General features: G+C 77.8%; 2 protein-coding genes and 1 tRNA gene. 1 reads left to right on the top strand and 2 read right to left on the bottom strand.

All coding sequences use genetic code 11. From position 1 onward, the window contains the following. The coding region (locus GL263_RS21175; protein ID WP_182857325.1) for a PAS domain-containing protein at positions 1–3963 on the bottom strand (3963 nt) is incomplete at its 3' end. A gap of 251 nt (positions 3964–4214) precedes the next feature. Further along, on the bottom strand, positions 4215–4673 hold the full coding sequence (locus GL263_RS21180; RefSeq protein WP_182857326.1) for an SSI family serine proteinase inhibitor: 459 nt from the start codon (positions 4671–4673) through the stop codon (positions 4215–4217). A 259-nt stretch (positions 4674–4932) separates the two neighbouring features. Here GL263_RS21180 and GL263_RS21185 point away from each other — a divergent pair. Beyond that, a tRNA-Ser gene (locus GL263_RS21185) sits at positions 4933–5022 on the top strand. Positions 5023–5077 lie beyond the last annotated feature (55 nt).

Genomic DNA, 5077 nt, shown 5'->3' on the forward strand with positions numbered 1-5077 from the left:
CTCCTGTGGCGGTGCGGCGGCGGGGCTGGGCGTCGGTTGGGCCGCCGGCGTGTGCGCCGGGTGAGTGTCGGAGCCGTGCGCCGGCGTGTGCGCCTGCGGATGCGCCGTGGCCTGCGTCCCCGTCGACTGCGTCCCCGTCGGCTGCGGTGTCGCCGGGGCCTGCCGCTGGATCGGCGGCACCTCCCGCTCCTCGGGCGTGGCCAGCTTGCGCCGCCGCCCGGTGCCGCCCGCCGGCGTGTGCGGCACGGCTGACGCCGGGGCCACGGGAGCCGTAGGTGTCGCGGGCGTCGCGGGCGTCTGGAACTCACCGGAGCCCTGGACCGTGCCGCCGGCGGGCGTGGTGCCGCCGGGAGGCGTGGCGTACGGCGTGCCCTGGCCGAGCGTGCGCACGCTGACGCCGCTGGACTGCTCACTCGTCTGAGGGGGGCCGGGCATCGGCAGCGGGCGCGGCCTCGGCTGCTCGGCGGGCGGCACGGCCCCGCCGAGAATCGGGCTGCGCGCCACGACGGAGTGGCCCGCCGCTCGCGGATCGAGCGGTTCGGACGGCGGTTCCTGCGGCTCCCCGGCCTCCGGCGCGCCGGACGGGAGCGCGTGGGCCCCGCTGCCGTGCTGCCGGGCTGACGGGTGCTCGCCGGACTGCCCCGGCCCCGGCTCGGTGCTCTCCGGGGGCACGGCGCCAGGCGTGCCGGGAGCGGGCTGCCCGGCCTCGGGCCCCGCCGCCGGGACGGGACCGGCGACCGGCCGCGCCTGGCCGTGCGGCGGCACGGCACCGTGTGGCGGTGTGTGCGGGACCGCCGCCGGAACGCCGGCCGTCGGGACACCCGCCGCCGGGACACTCCAACCCGCGCCGCCGGACGGCTGTTGGGCCGCGGCGACCTGCTGCTCCTCGGCCGGGTTCGGTTTCCGCCGCCGCCCGGTGGGGCGGTCCGCCGGGGGCGCCGCGACCGGGGGTGTGACGGGCGTGCCCGCGCCGGGCGTCCCCGCGCCCGGCATCGACGAGTCCGGTGTCGCGGTGGGCGGGGTGCCCGCGCCCGGGGTGACGGTGGCGGGAGCGCCGTCGCCGGGGGTCGGCTGCACGGGCGCGGGAACGACGGGTGCCGCCTCTCCTGCGGCGCCTCCGGCGCCTCCTGCGGCGTCTGGGACTCCCGCTGCTCCCGCGGCTTCTGCGGTGCCCGTGGTGTCGGCGGGGCTCGGCGGGCTCGCCGGCAGGGCGAACGCCGTGCGCGCGGCGGGCTCTTCGGCGGCGGGCTTGGCCCGACGTCCGCGACGACCCGTTCCGGGCTGGACCTGCTGCGGGATCTGCGCCGGGCTCGGGTACTCCCCGGTGTCCGCCGCGGGCGTCCCGTGGCCGGGAGTGTGTGCGCCAGCATGCGCTCCCGCGTGCGGGTCGGCGTGCGCGCCGGCGGGGACGCCCGGCGCCGCTCCGGCCGCCTCCGCCGGGGCACCGTGCGCACCCGCCACGCCGTTCAGCTCGGCGCCGCTCGGCGCGGCTCCGGGGATCGCGTGCCCGGCGGTCCCGGACGGGGGCGTGTGCTCGCCGCCCGGGCGCTCCTCGACCGGGCTGAGGGCTCGCCGGGCCCGGCGCCCGGTGGGCGCCACCGGCACTCCGCCGCCGACCGGCGCGGCTTCCGGTTCCGCCTGCCGGGCCGCGTGGCCCCGGCCGGTCGCGTCGGCGGCAGCGCCGGAACGCGGCGCCGGCAGCTGGTCGGCGGCGATGCCGGCCGCCGGGGTGCCCGGGCCGCCGCCCGTTCCGGACTCGTCGAGAGGTTGCCGGGGGGCCGGCGCGTGGGCGTGCGGGACCGCCTGCTGCTGCCGCGGCTCCTGTGTCGCGGCGGCCTGCTGCGCGCCGGGCGACTGCTGGGGGCCGCCGGCCTGTTCCACCGGCGGGTGCGCCGGCGTGCCCATGTGGTGCGGGCCGCTCGCGTGCTGCAGCGCGCCCGCCTCGGCGTCGGTGCCGAGCCGCGACGCCGCCTGGCGAGCAGGCACCGGCACCGGAACCGGCGACGAGGACGCCGCCCCGGCCGGCGCGCCTGGCTGCCCCGCGTCCCCCCGCCGCATCGGCACCGGCACGGCGGGCATGGGCACGGCGGGCGCCCGAAGGGCCGGCCCCGACGGCGTGTTGCCCCCGCCCGCGCCGGCGGACGGCAGGGCCAACGCCTCGGCCGTGCCGCGAGCCGGCTGTGCCGGGAGCGGCATGATCGTCGTCTCGTTCGGCTGTCCGTCCTCCTGGTGCGAGCCGCGCTCGCCCCCGGAGTCCGGCCCGGCCGCGCCGGGTCCGGCCGCGATGGCGGGGAGCGCGGTGGCGCCCCGCCGTCGCCGGCCGCCGCCCGACGAGCCGCCGCCCGTGTCGCCGCCGTGGCCCGCAGCCGGGCCCGCACCGGGCGAGGTGTCGCCCGAAGCACCACCCGGCGTACCGCCCTCGGTGGCGGCGGCCGGCGGCGGTACGTCCGTCACCTCGCCCACCGGCACCTCGAGCACGTACGCGCTGCCGCCCGCCGCGCCCGGCACCTCGTGGGTCTGGAGCACGCCGCCGTGCAGCTCCACCACTCCGCGCGCGATCGGCAGGTGCACCGGGCTGCCGCCGCCGTGCGGCCCGCGCACCTCCACCCGTACGACGGCCTCGTCCGGACTGTTCCCGTCCTGCTTGCGGCCGCCGCGCCGGGCGGCGGCCACCACGATCGTGGAGTCGCCGGTCCCGCCGAGCGCCGGCGCCGCGCCGGTGGCGTCGACACCCGCGACATCGGCCACCAGGTGTGCGATCGCCAACGCCAGCCGGTCGGCGTCGACCTCGGCCTGTATCGGCGGCGCGTGCACGGCGAACTGGGCCCGCCCCGGCCCGATCAGCTCGACCGCGCCCTCCACGCCTGCGGCGATCACCGCGTCCAGCGAGGCCTGCTTGCGGTCCAGCCTCTCCCGCCCGGTGTCGAGCCGCTGGTAGTGGACGACGTTGTCGATCAGCGCGGTCATCCGGGAGTAGCCGGCCGACAGGTGGTGCAGGATCTGGTTCGCCTCGGGCCACAGCTGGCCGGCCGGATCGGCGGCGAGCCCGGTGAGTTCGCCGCGCAGCTGCTCCAGGGGGCCGCGCAGCGCCTGGTCGAGGACGGACAGCAGCTGCGCGTGGCGCGCCTCCAGCGCCTCCGCGGCACGTCGGTCGGTGAAGGTGAGCACCGCGCCCACGAGCTGGTCGCCGTCCCGCACCGGCGCGGTGGTCATGTCGACCGGAACCCGCTGCCCGTCCTTCGCCCACAGCACCTGGCGGCGCACCCGGTGTTTGCGACCGGAACGAAGCGTGTCGGCGAGCGGCGTCTCCTCGTACGGCTGCGGAGTGCCGTCCGGCCGGGTGTGGTGGACGAGCGGGTGCAGCTGCTTGCCGCCGAGGTCGCTCGCCCGGTAGCCGAGGATCTGCGCGGCCGCCGGGTTCACCAGCACGATTCGCCCGTCGGTGTCCGTGCCGACGACGCCCTCGGCGGCGGCGCGCAGGATCATCTCCGTCTGCCGCTGCTGGCGGGCCAGCTCGGCCTCGGTGTCGAGGGTGCCGGTCAGGTCGCGGACGACGAGCATCAGCAGCTCGTCGCCGCTGTAGCCCTTGCCGTGGTCGGCGTACGCGGCCTCGAACGCGGACTCGTACGGGGTGCGCCCGTCCTCCAGGTTGGCGCTGGTGACCTCGACGGGGAACTCCGTCCCGTCCGTCCGCCGCGCGACCATCCGCGTCGGCGGCTGCCGCCCCTCGACCTGCTCGTCGGGGCGGCGCATGGAACCGGGGATGCGCCTGGAGTCGAACGCGGGCAGCAGGTCGAGCAGGCCGCGCCCGATCAGCGCGGTCCCGGGCGTCTCGAACACCTCGAGCGCGATGCTGTTGGCGTTGACCACCGTGCCGTTGGCGTTGACCAGCAGGAGCGCGTCGGGCAGCGCGTCGAGTATGGCGGCGAGGCGAGCAGCGCCTCGGGATGGCCGGCTGCTCACGACGGCGTTCCTCCTTGCTGACCCACCTGGTGCCCGGTCAGTCTGCCTGTCCACCCGGGCCTGTCACCAGAGGGGAGTCTACGGGCAGCGGCCTCCCCGGGGGCGGCGGATGCGCACCCCGGGGAGGGAGGAAGCAGCCGCACCGGCCCAGGCCGGACATAAAGCGGCGGCGGTCGACACGCAGCGTTCCGGAATATGTGGTTCCGGTTACCCGGCCGCGGGCCGGCGTCCTCACCGGCGGGCCGGCGTCCTCACCGCGCGTCGGGCAGCGCCGGCGTCAGACTGTCCCAGCGGGCGATCTCGCAGCCGTTCGACCGGTCGAACGACGAGTCCACCTTCCGGCCCGCCCAGGTGCCCGTCACCCGCGCGGTCTGCGGGCCGCCGTGCATCTGCGTGCACATGGCGTCCGCCGACACCGGCTCCCACGGGCTGCGCACCCCGCGCGTGGCCCGGTCCACCGCCGCGCAGGCCTCCTCCGCCTGCGGGTGGTTGCCGCCGGTCGGCTCGCAGCGCAGGGTGAGACGCCGCTCCTTCGCGCCCGCGTCGTCCTTCACCACGATGGTCAGCGACTTCTCGCCCACTCGCCCCTTGCCCGGCTTCCCGTCCCACGGCCGCCCCTCCCCGTCCGGCGACGGGCACGCCAGGGCGGCACCCGCGACGGCGGACACGGCGGTGACAACAGTGGCCACGGTGACGAATCGGCGCAGCATGATCACTCCAGATGTGCTGTGGTCGGCGGGACGCCTCGTCGCGCCCCACCCTTCTAACGCTGCGCGTCCCCGTCCGTTGCGCAACGCGCCACTACGCCACCCGGACGACCCCCTCCGCCGTTCGCGCCGCACGGCCGCCGCGCCCCGCCCCGGAAGCGCTTTGCCCAGCGGCGCACCCGCCGGGTAACCTGGTCCGCGATTGGTCACGGGCCTCGGCTCTGTGTCATCATCTGCACACACCTCGCCCAGCGGGTGTGCTGGAGGCTTCGCCTAGTCTGGTCTATGGCGCCGCACTGCTAATGCGGTTTGGGGTAACCCCCCATCCCGGGTTCAAATCCCGGAGCCTCCGCTCGATCCTCCGAGATCACCAAAGCCCCGGCCCCGCCGGGGCTTTTGCGTTACCC

It is taken from the genome of Streptomyces durbertensis (assembly GCF_014156695.1).
GTDB lineage: Bacteria > Actinomycetota > Actinomycetes > Streptomycetales > Streptomycetaceae > Streptomyces > Streptomyces durbertensis.

Excerpts from the sequence above, each read along its gene's own strand:
- GL263_RS21180 (WP_182857326.1), bottom strand. The coding sequence starts at position 4,673 with ATGCTGCGCCGATTCGTCACCGTGGCCACTGTTGTCACCGCCGTGTCC.